This window comes from Sphingobacterium haloxyli, assembly GCF_002980525.1.
GTDB lineage: Bacteria > Bacteroidota > Bacteroidia > Sphingobacteriales > Sphingobacteriaceae > Sphingobacterium > Sphingobacterium haloxyli.
This window is the reverse complement of sequence record NZ_PVBQ01000001.1, coordinates 70,477-85,235: the sequence shown is the minus strand read 5'-3', so window position 1 is coordinate 85,235 and position 14,759 is coordinate 70,477. Positions and strand designations below refer to the sequence as shown.

Here is a 14,759-nt window from a genome sequence, read left to right as displayed (position 1 = left end):
CTTTTCATTTAAAAACTAGCACGTAACATAACACCAAAAGTTCTTGTAGCCGGACCAGTACCAGCATTCGTTACTTGATTCACCCAATACGACCCCCCTGTCATCTGTTCTGGATCAATATCTTTGATTGAGCGATATATAAAGAACAAGTTCCTTCCAAAGGCTGATATCTGAAGATTCTTGGCTCTTAATCTAGAAGCCATCTCGGTAGGCAATCTGTAACCTATGGAGAGCTCTCTCATTTTGATATAGTTATTATCTTTTACAAATAGTTCGTAACGCGAATTTGAATATTGAGGACCTCCCCAGTTATAGGTCTGGGCATAGTACCGCACGTGTGAGATAACATTGGTATTCTCGGACCCGTCAGCCAATACACCCTCCATCAACATACCATCGTGATGAATCCGTTCTCCAGCTGGACCTGTTTCCCCAGCGTATGCAACACCTTTGCCATCGGCGTTGATATAATAGCTGATACCGCCACTAGCAGCGTCCATATAGTTCAAACTCTCCTGGGTAAGACCACGTCCAGTCATCCAAGAGACGCCTGTCGGCATCACCTGACCACCCCACCTGAAATCTAGCAAGACGTCCAAAGAAAAGTTTTTGTAATTGAAGTTGTTAACAAATCCACCGACAGCCTTGGGCATATAATTTCCCGCTTTAATCCAATTGTCAGCATCTACCTGGTATAAGCCTAAACCGTTTACAAGTTTATTGCCAGCAGCATCCGTCGCAATAGGTCTTACCATAATATCGCCTATGGACGACCCTATTTTAGAGACCAATTGAGCAGCAGCCCCGTCGTAATCTCTATGCAACAACTGTGTCAAATCTCCAGGGAGCTCCTCAACAACATTTTTATTCATGGAGAAATTCAATACTGTATTCCAACGGAAGTTTTCACCGCTGATAGGCGTGCCGGTAATTGCAAACTCCCACCCTCTATTACGCAATGATCCGGCGTTCGCCAATACTGCGTTCGCACCAGTTGAGTTAGGTAATGTGTAGTACAGGATTTGATCTCTGATCAAGCCATTGTAATAGGTCACATCAAGTCCTAGTCTTCCATTAAGAAATCTCGTCTCGAGACCAAACTCGATCTCGGTCTTTGTTTCTGGCTTAATGGATTCATTGCCAAAATTTTCTGTTGGAACTAAAGTGTGTAATACAGCTGTGCCGGTACCTTGATTGCCTACATTTCCAACCTTGTAGCTGATAGGACTTTGGTAAACTGTAGGGTAGTTCCCTACTACGCCCCACGAACCTCTCAACTTTGCGTAATCAAAAATAGCTGGTAATTCAAATGCTTCAGAAAGGATCAAGCTGGAGTTAACCGATGGGTAATACAGCACATTGTTGTCTGGGTGCATAGTTGAAATACGTTCGCGTCTTAAGGTTCCTTCTACGAACCAATAATCTTTCATATCAAAGTTTACTGTCCCGAAAACGGCATCGCGCAATACATTTCTACGGTAATTCCAGCGTTCATTCCCACGCACTAAATTGACGGATGCATTCAGATCATACCAGTCACGAATGTGCAGCCCACCTTCCGTTTGTCGTTGCACAAAGTTTTCTTGTGTCCTTGTTCCGGTATATCCACCCATTACCCCAAAGGAATAGTCTTCATTGATATCCTTTTTGTAGGTCGCCAATAAGTCTGTGTAGTATACATTGCCAGACATTTGCCCTAACCGAAATGCTCCGCTATTTCCAAATGTGAGAGGAATCTCGTTTGGTTCGCGTTCTTCGGTACGCATATTGGTCATATCTGCGGAGAACCTTCCCCTTACAGAAAAATTATCTGTTATTTGCCACGTGTTGGTAAACGATCCAATGACACGATTAGAGTATTCATCGGCTGATCTCGCTAAACTATTCCAGTAGTAATCTAATACATCTACCCGATATCCATTGTAGCGGATGTTTTCTTCGGGTGTAAAGCTTTGTACGTTAGGTCCTTGGATTACGTATTTGTACCCCATGCTTGTCTGGTATTTGTTTGCATACCAATCGGGATTGTCGAAGGTGGAAATCATACCTGCAAAATTGTTTATTAGCCTGTCCGTCAAGGTTGGACGGTTGTGCGTGTGCTGATTAATATAGTTAACCACCACATCTGTTGTGAAATTTTCCCAGAGCTTAAAGGAACTATTTAGGTTTGCAATATTTCTCTTGTTATAAGAATCCAAAGCTGTCATTTGATTATCCTGACGCGTCACAGAAAATCTTACGTTAGATTTTTCTGTTGTATGCCCTAAAGCAACATTAAAGATGGTATTGTTCGGATTATTGAACAGGTTACTATATGCATTTTGCGCCTGGTACGGTCGTATTTCTCCATCCCACGATCTTACTGGTTGTCCGTCAAATTTTGGCCCAAAGTTAAACGTCGTGTTAGCCATGCCCCTCACCCCATCAGGATAATAGAAAAACATGTCTTCACTTTGCCCAATGTCTGCGTACGACACGTCATAACCCGAGCCTCTCACATCTTGGAAACGTGGCAGATATCCGACTTTATCGTGTGTATAGGTTGCATTGAAATCGATAGAAAATCCTTCGCCTCCTTTGCCCGATTTAGTAGTAACTAAAACGACACCATTCATGGCTTCCGAACCATAAAGCGCTGCTGCAGATGCTCCTTTCAGGATACTTATAGATTCGATATCTTCGGGGTTTAGATCCTCTAAACCATTTCCCCGCGCACGTTGGTCTCCCCAATAATCCGAATTATTAAACGAGGATTGTCGCATTGGAACACCATCAATAATAACGAGAGGTTGTGAACTATTGGCAATTGAGTTAATACCACGAATATTAATATTAATCCCCGATGTCGCTCCTCCTGGAGCTGCCGAAATTCGCACTCCTGGTGCCTTTCCGTACAGTGCTCCCGCAAAATTCGGGGAACCCGTTTTTGTTAATTCTTCGCCACCAACGGTACTCATGGCGTATCCTAATTCCTTAGGCGCGCGTTTAATCCCCATGGCCGTTACAACCACCTCATCCAGCGCACCCGAGTCTTCTTGTAACGTCACATTCAAGTTCGTGCTGGATACGGTGAATTCACGTGAAATATAGCCAATGGTGGAAAATCTCAAGGTTTGCCCATTGTTGGCTTGGATGGAGTAATTTCCACCCGCGTCGGTCTGCGCGGCTACTGTCGTACCGACGACAGCCACCGTAACGCCGGCGAGTGCCCCGTTTGCATCCGTCACTCTCCCCGTAACGGTCTGCTGTGCAAATAACGTTGTTACGCTAAGTAGCATAATCAGCGCTAAACTGCAGCATTGTTTGTAAAGTTTGCTCATAGTTTTGCTTTAGTTAATTGTTTATGTTGTGTGTTGTCCCAACGCATCCGCTGCACCGCTATGCAGGCCGATGCAAGCAACTGGACGTCGTTAATTTCCGATATTTGTATGGTCGTGCATTTTGCTAAGCGCGGTATGCAGTATTCTTGTATGGAAGACTGGATTTGTGGTAATAATACATCGCCAAACATGGCGCCCTTTCCGCTAATAACGATAGCTTCTGGGTTCAGAATGTGAATAAGCGTTGCTATCCCTTTTCCCAGCATGTATGCTATTCTTCTGATAGCAATAATGGTTACTTGGTCACCCTTTAGGTAGGCTTCAAGAACATCTTCTAAGGTAAGGTCACGGCGCTCGTTATAGGTTTTTTCAAGTGAAGAACGTTGTCCGTCTTCTATGGCCTCTATGATGTATTCTATGGCACATAATAAAGATGCTGCTACCTCCAGACAACCCTTTTTGCCGCATGAGCAAAGCTTGTCTTCATCAGCTAAAGGTATATGACTGAATTCACCAGCGAACCCACTGTGTCCCTTAAAGAGCTTGCTATCGACGATCATACCCAGCCCGACGCCCCAGTTTAAGTTCACAACGAGGGCATTGCTAGCCTCTTTTATCAAGCCAAAATTCTTTTCGGCAATTGCAATGCTGGCCGAATCGTTTTCAAGATAAGTGGGAATTCCAAAGTGTGACTGAATATTTTCCCGGAGGTTGTACAGTGGAGACTTTGACGAGAAAGAACTGTTGATACCTTTTTTTGAATCCACGAAACCCGGCATGGTTATGCCAATGCTTAAGACTTTATCTTTTGGGAATTCAGAAACGACTGTTGTTAAGGAATCAACTATTTTGGTATAGGTATCTGGATCATCCCATAGATGGCTCGTTATTTTCTTAACAGGCAGGAGTTGCCGATTGGCGAGGTTAACGGCGGTGATGTTCGTAGCATACTGGTCCATCGCTATAACAACAATACAGCCCTGTTTGTCGGTGTTCAACATAAAATGCATCGCACGTCGTCCACCAGTCGAGGCTCGAAGTCCGCAACTTACTACCAACTCATCTTCAATAAGTTCGTTGATTGCTTTTGTAATAAGTGGAATACTCTTTCCGATCCAATCGCTCAATTCTGCAATGGATGGATTAGGAGAAAAGTATAATGCCCGTAAAATCGCAAGTTTTAGGCTATTCATGGTCTCATAACTATTGTGTCGGCTTCTTAACTTAATTATTTATTAATCGTAAATATATATGTATTTAATATTAACATCCAAATACTTTTTAAATATTTTTTAAAGTATGCGTTTAAAGTCTGTCTTATACATAAACATTCGTCACTTTGTAACAAAGATGTGGTCAAATAAGAGGATATTTGGCTTATTTCATAGCTTAGCTCTTATAATAAAATCTAAATGTTGATGACAAAACAACGTTATTATTCTCTTGATGTGTTCAGAGGAGCAACCGTGGCACTCATGATTCTAGTTAATAATCCTGGCACTTGGGCCCACATGTTTACACCTTTAAAGCATGCAGCTTGGCATGGTTGTACGCCTACCGATTTGGTATTTCCATTCTTTTTATTTGCTGTCGGAAATGCGATGGCGTTTGTGATTCCCAGGCTGCAAGATGCTGGACAGGCCGTATTTTGGAGGAAAGTGATAAAAAGGGCTTTGCTGATTTTTGCCATCGGTCTGTTTTTAAACTGGTGGCCGTTTGTGCAATGGGTAGGGGATGGTCTGCAGTTCCGGGAATGGGTAGATTCAGGTAGCGGCGAACGCGGTGTCCGTATCTTCGGTGTTTTGCAACGTATCGCTGTGTCTTATTTTTTTGCGTCTATTTTGGTTTATTTCTTTAAGCCGAAGAGTTTAGTTTACCTATCCGCTTTAATACTGCTAGGCTATTGGGGGCTCTGTGCATTTCTAGGGGAGGGGGATCCGTACTCGCTGGAAGGTTGGTTTGGGACGGCTATTGATAAACAAGTATTGGGTGTTGCCCATATGTATAAGGGAGAAGGAATACCTTTTGATCCAGAAGGTTTGATGAGCACCATACCGGCTATTGTACAGGTCGTTTTTGGTTACCTAGCTGGGACGTTTATTCGAAAACAAGGAGAAGTGGATTGGCTGTGGACAAAAGTACCCAAGACAACAGAGGTTCATTTCAAGTTGTTGGCGGCGTTGATGACGACGGGGTTTATCCTTTTAATATTGGGTTGGGGTTGGTCTTTAGGTTTTCCTATTAATAAGAAAATATGGACAAGTTCTTATGTGCTTTATACAACAGGGCTGGGCATCCTTTCATTGGGTGTAATGATTTGGTTTATCGAAGTACAAGGTGTAAAGAATGCCTTAACAAGATTTTTTGACGTATTTGGAAAGAACCCGTTGTTTATCTTTGTGCTCAGTGGTTTGCTGCCACGATTTTTGGGTTTATTTCGGATTTCTGACGGTGTATCTTCCGAAGGCGTACCACAGTATTTAACGGCCTTATCGTGGTTTTATAAATATGTGTGTGCGAAAATTCCCGGGCCGCCGGAATTGGGCTCTTTTGTGTATTCTCTTTGTTTTTTGGGGATCATGTGGGGAATCTGCTATGTACTGGACAAGAAGAAGATTTATATTAAAGTTTGAGGAATTTTTAGTTTTAATTTCTATCTTTGCGCTCAATTAATAATTTTTTTTAACGCTTTAATATTATTCAAGAAATGTATTTAAGTAAAGAGTACAAAGCTGACATCTTCGCAGAATTTGCGGGTTCAGCAACAAATACTGGTTCTACAGAAGGACAAGTAGCTTTATTCACTAAAAGAATTGCTCACTTAACGGAGCATTTGAAAAAAAACAGAAAAGATTTTAACACACAACGTTCCCTACAGTTATTAGTAGGTAAACGTCGTTCATTATTAGCTTATCTGCACAAAAAAGATATCGAGCGCTACCGTGCTATTATCAAAGCATTGAGCTTACGTGATATCATCAAAAAATAAGCTTTTAGGAGATTAGTAAAAAGCCGCTTGTGAAAATAAGCGGCTTTTTTTGTGCGAAGTTCTTTACGTTGCTTATGCGCCAAAGGCTCCTATATAGGCCTCGGCTTGCGGAGCAGTATAGTTGTTGCCTTTAATGGTGATACCGTTAGGGAAGTTACGAAGGATATCTGTTCTTCCTATACCCAAAGCGGGAGATTCTGTTTTTAAATGGAAATCCCATTGTGGATCGAAAGCGGCATTATTTTGATCCATATCTAATGGATAATTGACAAAGAGAGGACTGTTTTCACCGGCCGCTGTCCCGCGAATTTCATCCGTACCGATAATCACGTTAGCCTCATCTTTCTGGAATTGATCCACAGATTGCTGCGTGTATCCGTAGTAGAAATTGTTTGTATATATATTTCGTTCATCCGGTCCCGTAGGGCTGTCGTATTTTATTCCATAACGGTTGTTTACCAAAAGATTGTTATAGATCTCTGCGCGGACTTCTTTTTCTACCCAAATGGATCCTCCTTTAGATGTTGGTCGCCTCCAGCCTGCATTTAATATGGTGTTGTTATACGCCTTGATGTAGCCTTGAGGTGTCCGGTCTCCTGAGTTAGATAGCTTGAGTGCATTGGTATTCGGACTGTACATGAGGTTGAAAGCAATGTCGGCTACGACGCCCGATTTAGTGTTAACTGCTTCTCCGCCCGATTCACCGTTTGCATAAAACTTATTGTTGGCAATGATGGTCTTTCCGCCTTCCAGGTAAAATGCGTCGTCTTTGAAATGACGGAAGGTGCTGTTCATGATGACGACTTTTGCATCGACATTTGATGTCCACAAAGCAGGAACATTTGCGCCAGCAGAAGCTTTGTAATACTGACCGAGAACGGATGGGGATGCTTCTGTGGTTTCGCCGCCGCCGTATTCCATAATAGTATGTTCCAACAAGATCTCCTCACTGCTTGGAGCAGCCAGAAAGCCTCCCCAGAGTCCTCCAAGCGCGTTTTCTTCGGTACGTTCTGATTCTTGTACACTCACTAATACTGGGTTTTCTGCGGTTCCCATGGAGTAGAGGTTGCCTTCAATAAGTACTTCTGGAGCTATATTTGAGTCCATGATTACGGTAACTCCTTCTTCAATGGTTAAACTTTCGCCTCGAGGGATAACCACGTGCCCTGTGACGTATATGGTGCTGCCTTTTTCCCAGACACCAGAGACATTTCCCGAAACGGAAGCCTCTGTAGGCGTTTGTATATTGTCGTCTGTAATCTCGGCTTCAGGATTTGACTTCGAGCAGGACGTAAAGGTTGTCGTTGCGCCGAGACCGATAGTAGCGGTCAGTAATGCTAAGCTGGTAATTTTCATGTTTTGATGATTTTAGTTATAAATTTTTATTTAAATATCTACTCTGATACCCAACAGATACGAACGTTGGTAATAATCTCGTTGAATCAAGGTTTTGCCGGCTAGATTTTGATAAGGGACACCAGCGTTCGTTGGAGATCCTTTTTGATATACTTCCATAGGGGTGTTTAGTAAATTTTGCGCTTTGATGAATAATGATGTTCGTTGTTTTATTTTTTTTTCTAACGAAGCATCCAATTGTAAAAATCCTTTTTGCCAGTGGTCTGCGTCTATAAACTGTGCTACCATGAATATACGCTCTCCGGTGTAATTAGCCGTTAGTTGCGCATCGAAACCGTTTCGTGTGTCTTTGTACAAGGTGGATAAGTTTGCTATATGCGCAGATTGGCCAAACAGGGGTCTGCTCTGTTTGACGTTAATCAACTCGAAATCGCCATTTTCATCTCTAATGCGTTGAGATTTATCTGTTGTAATGGATGAGTGCGTGTACGTGTAATTGGCTCGGATACCGATTTTGTTAAAATACCTGGTGAAATCCACCTCCAGACCAAGATTGTCTGCATTGCCAAAATTGCCTGGAGAATAGTAGATATCTTGTCCTCGGATGGCGTCCGCCTGTAGTGTATATTCGATGGGGTCTTGTATACGTTTGTAGAATAACCCAACCATGAATTGGTTGATGGTCGAAGAAAGCAATTCGTAGCGGAGATCAAAGTTATCTGCTATAGCTCTTTTTAGGTCAGAATTTCCCCGTTCCGTATAATCTTCGTTGACGATGGAGTAAGGGACAATTTCGAAGAAGCCGGGTCTGTTTATCGAACGGTAATAGGAGGCTCTTATATTGTTGTTGGGTCGGAGCTTATATTTAAAGCTGATAGATGGTAAAATGTCGGTATAACGCTGCGTTCCATTGGGTAAGGTCGTGACGTACAACATTTCGTACCCTTGAGCGGTGTGTTCGACACGAAGACCGCCGATGATGTCAAGTTTCTTATGGTGCCAATCCGTGCGAAAATAGCCTGCGCTAATTTTTTCATACGCATTATAAGTCAATGGAGATGCGTAGGACGGCCCGCCGTAGGACCAGTCGATTTGATCATAGGTTTGGTAGTCCTCACCGAAAAGTGGTTGAGGAACCGGTGTGCGCATAATATGTTCATTGAAGAAGTTATCTCTTTTCTTATCACGATATAGCCCGCCAATTTTCCAAACCGTTGGGGTATCGAATAAATTGGATTCGTAACGGAGATTCACCAATGCATTAAAATCGCGATCACTGTTGTTTTCCCAGCGTCTACGTCCGCCCGAAGCGTAGGTCTGTTTGCGCTCAAAATTTGTCTTTTCACCTACGGTGGACACCGTTGTGTTATCGGGTTGGGCGCCGGTAGCTTTATTGAATACGATGGACCAGTCTGTCGAAAATTTGTTCGTGATTCGGTGATCGGCTTGAAGTGTACTATTGTAAATCGACTGATCGGTGAGGCGTGCGCGCGTAGCAAAAGACATACTGCCATTCCCTTTTTCTGGATCGTACCCGCCATACTGTAAATTAGTTGATTCGATATCGCGAACTTGGATGTTGCGGAAATTCATATAAGCATTGTATAATCGGAATTTGTGCGCCTCGTTTAGCCTGTAATCTAGCTTGGAGTGTATGCCTAAACGCGTCTGCTGTTCGGAAAAAGAACGTTCATTTAGCGAGGTCAATGCAGAGGTGAGGTTGTCCTGTTCTCGCCTTTCGTTGAAGAATATGCTATTACTGCCACGGTAGGTGTTCTGAAAGCTTCCCGCAACTATTACGCCGAGCTTGTTTTCAAAAAAGCGATTCCCTAAGGTGAGTCCTGAAATAATATTAGGCATTGGACGTCGTTGTGAATAGTTCAAAGATGCGTTGCCAAAATCCGAGGCTATTGCGCTGTGATTTGCTCCATAGCGTTCGAAAGGGGACTTCTGCTCGATGTTTCGAAAATCATAACTTTTGAAATCTCTTTCAGTAAAGAGCTGGTTATAACCTGTGGCGAAATTGAACGAAAGTGTTTTTTTGACAGGAGCATCTTTCATTACCATATTGATTGCTCCGCCAATGGCGTCGCCCTCCATATCTGGGGTCAGTGATTTGAAAACTTCAAGACGATCAAGAAGCTCACTTGGGAAGATGTCCAATGGGACGTAACGATATTTATTGTCTGGGCTGGCTATTTTGATGCCATTAACAAGGGTGTAATTGTAGCGTTTATCCATGCCTCTCAATATGGCATGCTGACCATCGCCGTTGCTGTTTCGTTCTAAGGAAACGCCCGATATCCGTTGCACAGCGTTAGCAACCGTTAAATCTGGAGACGCTTGGATAGCTTTACCCGAGATCGTATTGATAACTTGACTTGCTGCTAGTTCTCTGATTCTCGCCATTTGTTCGCCTGCACCAGATAATTGGGCGTGCACAACCACTTCGTCTAAGCTCTTATTTTTGTCTTCGAGGGAAATAATTACGGCTGTTTTGTTCGCTGAAATAACATCGACGTTTACGTGAGCGGTTTTGTAGGAGATATAAGTTGCTAGAAGTCCATACGTTCCTTCTTGGAGACCTGGAAAGGAAAATCCACCATCCAAGCCTGTGCTTACAGAGGTTTGTTGATCTACCAAAACCACAGTCGCACCTATGATGGGCTCACCGGTAATTTTGTCGACCACATGTCCACGAATATCTTGCGCATGAGCTGCAAAAGATGTAAGACAACAGAAGGAAAGCCAAAAGTAAAATAATGCGTTTGTATTGTTATACATGGTTGTTCTGATTTGTTGAGACAAAAATGACTTTTTGTGTAAAACGAATCGAATTTCTTGTCGTACAAAAAGGAAACGGGCAGTATAACTGAGGAATCTAGATGTAAACAAAGACCTCTTTTATTTAGTTAAGTTCTTTGTGTATAGTGTGTTGTGTTTTTTTTAATCGCCATTAAGTTTATGTTAGCCCTATATTATCTCATGATGTCTTAAAGGCTTTGCAAAAAGGTTGTTAGGTTTTCGTTTTTATCAAGGTGTAATTTTTTTCGCAGGCGATATCTGGCAACACGTGCACTATCAATAGAAATTCCCAACAGAGTAGCAATCTCCTCTGTCGAAAAATTCATTCTTAATAAAGCGACAAGGCGCAGGTCGTTGGATTTCAGATTTGGACTGCGTTTCTGCAGACGTTGATAAAAATCGCCATGGACTTTTTCAACAGCTATACGGAAATCTTCCCAATATTTATCGTTGTTAAAACTTTGGTTGATTTGTACAAGAATACGTTTTAGCTGTTTTTTGTTGTCTCTTTTATCTTCTTTCAACAGGGTAGTTAGATCGTTTCTTAAGGATTCCAAAAATTGATTTTTGTTGATCACATACAAGGTTTTTGAGCTTAGTTCATGGCTTTTCGCCTCCAACTCTTTTTTAAGTGCTTGTTCTGCTAGTTGTTTGTGTGCTAGCTCTGCTTTTATTAGCTTGTTCTGTGTTTGGAGAAGGTCATTATTCTTTTGCCGTATGCTTCGTTCATTTCTGATTTTTGAGGTCTGAAATCTGAATAAAAGGAATGTTATTACAAGCACAGCGGTCGCGGTGACAATGCTGATCTTTTTTATATTGTTTAGTTGGGTGATTCTGTCTTCTTTTTCTTCTAGATCATATAGCACTTGATAAAAGGAGGTCTGTTGGCTGTTTTCTTTTGAGTACAGTTGTCTAGCGTAGCGACGGCTTTTTTCCATATAATGATAAGCGCTATCATCGCGACCGAGGAGGTGATGTGCTTTACCAATATCTCGATATGCACTTTCAATCTGATAGGCCTCGTTAAGTGTTTGTGCCAGATGCAATGCTTTGTGACTTTCTATTAGTGCCTGCTTATACTTTCCGGTTTTTCGGTACATGTCACCAATATTATTAATTACTTCAATTTTTGATAAATCGTCGTTTTTTTCCGTATATAACCTCAATGCTTCCGTAAAATGGAAGGTCGCCTCTTCATAACGCTCAAGGTCCTCATAAATGCTTCCTAAATTTTCGTGGATCTTGGCTAGCCCTTTTTTGTTTCCGCTATCGAGAAAAATATCTAGCGCTATGTTCTGATAATTTAGTGCGCTGTCATATTGAGCTTGTTTTTCGTACAAGTGCCCCAGTTTTCCGTACGTATTAGCGATACCCTCTGCGTATTGTATCGATTTATAGATCTCCAATGCTTTGCGATACGATTCGAAAGCTTTTGTTGGTTGGCGATTGTAGTAGTATAGAATACCGATGTCGCTAAGTAGTTCGGCTTGTTTTTTTTGATTGTTGGACGTTCTGTATAGTTGATATGATTCAAGATAGTCAGCAAGTGCTTGCGGATAGCTGCCTAAGTGATAGGCTATTTTCCCCATCTCTTGCAACGCCTCAGCGACAATTCCGGTTTTATCGGAAGTTTCTGTAGATTCCGTAATATGGCGCAGCTGAAGGTACGCGGAGTCAGGCTTTAGTCGCGCAATCATCTTCGCTTTGCGTAGTTCCAATTGTAGTTTTTCTTTGGATTGCGAGAAGCTTGGGGGAAGGGAGATAAGGGTAAACACGATAACGACGATAAATCTGTGCGCGCGCTTCTTCGATGGAATAGGGAGATTAATCGTTTTCCTCATAATATATGACAATATGATGCCCGTACAAAGTTAGGGGGTATGAGATTAACGTTGGATTAGAATTCTCTTAATGTTTGATTTGAATCGTTAATTGTGGAGAGTGAGATAGCGCGATATTTGCAACGGAAAAAAAATTAAAATTATTATTACCTTTGTTTGAATTTTAAAGGTCTATAAATAAGATGACATACGACAGAGTAATAAAAAGATGAACCCGTATGTCGAATTGAATTAAAATGAATTATAACGAAAAGAAAGTTACGATCGACTTGGGCAATGGTTTAGCCCCGATCGAGTTGTCTACCGGTAAATTGGCAAAGCAAGCTGATGGTTCGGTAGTGTTGAAGCAAGGCGATACGATGCTGTTGGCAACCGTAGTGTCGGCGAAAGAACCAAAAGAAGGAGTGGATTTCCTTCCGCTTTCAGTTGATTATCAAGAAAAATACGCGGCGGCGGGTCGTATACCAGGCGGTTTCCTTCGCCGGGAGGCAAGATTATCGGACTACGAGATTTTAATTTCGCGTTTGGTAGATAGAGCATTGCGTCCGCTATTCCCTGAAACGTACCATGCAGATACCCAGGTGATGATTTCCTTGATTTCTGCGGATAAAGATATTATGCCCGATGCATTGGCTGGTTTGGCTGCTTCAGCGGCAATAGCGGTTTCCGATATTCCCTTTAACGGCCCTATTTCTGAGGTCCGTGTTGCAAAGGTTAACGGTGGGCTGGTGATTAATCCTCGTTTATCGGAATTGGAAAATGCGACACTGGAATATATTGTAGCAGGCTCCGCTGAGGATATTGTGATGGTAGAAGGAGAGTCGAAGGAAATTTCAGAAGCGGAAATGGTAGAGGCTATTGCTTTTGCACATGAAGCTATAAAGAAACAGGTAGCTGCTCAGATAGAGCTCGCAAACTTGGTTGGTGCTACTGTAAAACGTGATGGCAACCACGAACCTTCTAATGCTGATTTGCGCGATGCAATTTTCGCGGCTACATACGACAAAGTGTACGCTGTAGCAAAATCTGGTTCGTCAAAACACGAGCGTTCGGATAAATTCGCGGAGATAGGCGATGCTTTTTTTGTTACATTGGGTGAGGAGATTGATGAAGAAACAGCATTTTTAGCCAAGAAATATTACCATGACGTGCAGTATGAAGCTGTTCGTAATTTGATCCTAGACGAAGGAATCCGTTTGGACGGTCGTGATGCGCGTACCGTTCGGCCAATATGGTCTGAAGTGGACTACCTGCCGGCAGCGCACGGATCAGCTGTTTTTACGCGTGGCGAGACGCAATCGTTAACATCGGTGACTTTAGGCGCAAAAGATGATGAACAGATGATTGACGGTGCATTTATTCATGGGTACAATAAGTTTATATTACATTATAATTTCCCCGCATTTTCGACTGGTGAGGTACGTCCAAACCGTGGGCCAGGTCGTCGCGAAGTAGGGCATGGTAACTTAGCCATGCGTTCGTTGAAACAGGTGCTACCTGCAGAGAACGAAAATCCTTATACCATCCGTGTGGTTTCTGATATCTTAGAATCCAATGGTTCGTCTTCTATGGCTACGGTATGTGCAGGCACGTTGGCGCTAATGGATGCGGGTGTGAAATTAAAAGCACCTGTTTCGGGAATTGCCATGGGGCTTATTACTGATGGGAAAACGGGTAAATATGCTATTTTATCAGATATTTTAGGAGACGAGGATCATTTAGGTGATATGGATTTTAAGGTGACCGGTACAGAAAATGGTATTGTGGCCTGTCAAATGGACCTGAAGATTAACGGATTGAAGTGGGAAGTGTTGACGCAGGCTTTGGATCAAGCGAAAGAAGCCCGTCTGCACATCTTGAATGAAATGAAGAAAACGCTTGAGACACCTCGTGAAGATTACAAACCACACGCGCCGCGTATAGTGTCTTTTACGATCGACAAGGAGTTTATTGGTGCTATTATTGGGCCTGGTGGAAAGATTATCCAGGAAATGCAGCGTGAAACTGGTTCTACGATCTCGATCGAAGAAGTTGACGGCAAAGGCATCGTACAAGTATTTGCGGACAACAAAGCAGCAATTGATGCGGCCGTTTCGCGTATCAAAGCCATTGTTGCTAAACCAGAAGTAGGTGAGGTGTATGAAGGCAAGGTAAAATCCATTATGCCATTTGGGGCCTTCGTAGAAATCATGCCAGGTAAGGATGGCTTACTGCATATTTCCGAAATCGAATGGCGACGGTTAGAAACTATGGACGGTGTATTGAAGGAAGGTGATGTCGTGAAAGTGAAACTATTGGATATCGATAAACAAGGGAAGCTTAAACTCTCCCGTAAAGCGTTGTTGCCTCGTCCGCCAAAGGAAGAGAAACCGAAGTCTGAAACAGAGACAAAGGATAAACCGCAAGGGTAATGTTACAATAGATTATATAGAAAGCCTGTTGAAAAGC

8 protein-coding genes are annotated in these 14,759 nt (G+C 42.6%); 3 read left to right on the top strand and 5 right to left on the bottom strand.

Features of this window, described 5'->3' with window-relative positions; genetic code table 11:
• Positions 1–8 precede the first annotated feature (8 nt).
• Together C5745_RS00360 and C5745_RS00355 are read right to left on the bottom strand one after the other, a co-directional pair.
• The gene (locus C5745_RS00360) at positions 9–3,320 is read right to left on the bottom strand and encodes a SusC/RagA family TonB-linked outer membrane protein (protein WP_105714975.1); all 3,312 of its coding nucleotides are present in this window, start codon (positions 3,318–3,320) and stop codon (positions 9–11) included.
• A complete protein-coding gene (locus tag C5745_RS00355; protein ID WP_105714974.1) occupies positions 3,317–4,513 on the bottom strand; it encodes an ROK family transcriptional regulator in 1,197 nt (398 codons plus the stop codon). Before C5745_RS00355 ends, C5745_RS00360 begins: the two co-directional genes overlap by 4 nt.
• A gap of 225 nt (positions 4,514–4,738) precedes the next feature.
• Between C5745_RS00355 and C5745_RS00350 the strand changes: the two genes are divergently transcribed.
• Positions 4,739–5,953, top strand: coding sequence for an acyltransferase family protein (locus C5745_RS00350; RefSeq protein WP_105715249.1), 1,215 nt, complete (start codon positions 4,739–4,741; stop codon positions 5,951–5,953).
• Positions 5,954–6,027: 74 nt separating this feature from the next.
• Positions 6,028–6,309 (top strand): 30S ribosomal protein S15, encoded by a 282-nt coding sequence (gene rpsO / locus C5745_RS00345; RefSeq protein ID WP_105714973.1) that lies wholly within the window; start codon positions 6,028–6,030, stop codon positions 6,307–6,309.
• Positions 6,310–6,381: 72 nt separating this feature from the next.
• On the opposite strand, the gene C5745_RS00340 is transcribed toward rpsO, so the two are convergent.
• The 3 genes from C5745_RS00340 to C5745_RS00330 all read right to left on the bottom strand — a co-directional run bounded on the left by C5745_RS00340 (position 6,382) and on the right by C5745_RS00330 (position 12,311).
• Positions 6,382–7,665, bottom strand: coding sequence for a right-handed parallel beta-helix repeat-containing protein (locus tag C5745_RS00340; RefSeq protein WP_105714972.1), 1,284 nt, complete (start codon positions 7,663–7,665; stop codon positions 6,382–6,384).
• Between the two features lie 30 nt (positions 7,666–7,695).
• A complete protein-coding gene (locus C5745_RS00335) occupies positions 7,696–10,449 on the bottom strand; it encodes a TonB-dependent receptor (RefSeq protein WP_105714971.1) in 2,754 nt (917 codons plus the stop codon).
• Between the two features lie 209 nt (positions 10,450–10,658).
• The gene (locus C5745_RS00330; protein ID WP_105714970.1) at positions 10,659–12,311 is read right to left on the bottom strand and encodes a tetratricopeptide repeat protein; all 1,653 of its coding nucleotides are present in this window, start codon (positions 12,309–12,311) and stop codon (positions 10,659–10,661) included.
• A 236-nt stretch (positions 12,312–12,547) separates the two neighbouring features.
• Between C5745_RS00330 and pnp the strand changes: the two genes are divergently transcribed.
• The gene (pnp, locus tag C5745_RS00325; protein WP_105714969.1) at positions 12,548–14,722 is read left to right on the top strand and encodes a polyribonucleotide nucleotidyltransferase; all 2,175 of its coding nucleotides are present in this window, start codon (positions 12,548–12,550) and stop codon (positions 14,720–14,722) included.
• Positions 14,723–14,759: the final 37 nt, after the last annotated feature.

Coding starts and splice junctions, on each gene's coding strand:
- C5745_RS00360 (WP_105714975.1), bottom strand. CDS start 3,320: ATGAGCAAACTTTACAAACAATGCTGCAGTTTAGCGCTGATTATGCTA.
- C5745_RS00355 (WP_105714974.1), bottom strand. CDS start 4,513: ATGAATAGCCTAAAACTTGCGATTTTACGGGCATTATACTTTTCTCCT.
- C5745_RS00350 (WP_105715249.1), top strand. CDS start 4,739: ATGACAAAACAACGTTATTATTCTCTTGATGTGTTCAGAGGAGCAACC.
- rpsO (WP_105714973.1), top strand. CDS start 6,028: ATGTATTTAAGTAAAGAGTACAAAGCTGACATCTTCGCAGAATTTGCG.
- C5745_RS00340 (WP_105714972.1), bottom strand. CDS start 7,665: ATGAAAATTACCAGCTTAGCATTACTGACCGCTACTATCGGTCTCGGC.
- C5745_RS00335 (WP_105714971.1), bottom strand. CDS start 10,449: ATGTATAACAATACAAACGCATTATTTTACTTTTGGCTTTCCTTCTGT.
- C5745_RS00330 (WP_105714970.1), bottom strand. CDS start 12,311: ATGAGGAAAACGATTAATCTCCCTATTCCATCGAAGAAGCGCGCGCAC.
- pnp (WP_105714969.1), top strand. CDS start 12,548: ATGAATTATAACGAAAAGAAAGTTACGATCGACTTGGGCAATGGTTTA.